Annotated in this window: 1 protein-coding gene; it reads left to right on the forward strand. The window is 61.9% G+C overall.

Annotation, left to right across the window (positions count from 1 at the left end; genetic code table 11):
• Positions 1 to 103 precede the first annotated feature (103 nt).
• The coding region (locus AC1DF0_RS32675; protein WP_477577788.1) for a TolC family protein at positions 104 to 365 on the forward strand (262 nt) is incomplete at its 3' end.

The following is a 365-nucleotide window of genomic DNA, read 5'->3' on the forward strand; positions in this document are numbered from 1 at the left end:
GCCTCATTGGGTCTGGAAAAGTCGCAACGCATTCCCGATCTGACCGTGAGCATTGGCAGTCAATACAGCGCAACCGAGCGCGAGCGGGTCAACGTGGGCCTCATTGGGTCTGGAAAAGTCGCAACGCATTCCCGATCTGACCGTGAGCATTGGCAGTCAATACAGCGCAACCGAGCGCGAGCGGGTCAACGTGGTCGGGCTGTCGCTGCCGATTCCGCTGTTCAACCGCAATCAGGGCAACGTGCTGGCGGCAGCCCGGCGCAGCGATCAGGCGCGGGACCTGCGCAACGCCACCGAGCTGCGTTTGCGCACGGAAATCCAGACCACCCTTGAGCAATGGCAGACCGCCAATGGCGAAGTCGAAG

This window comes from Paenibacillus sp. 05T425 (genome assembly GCF_056396205.1).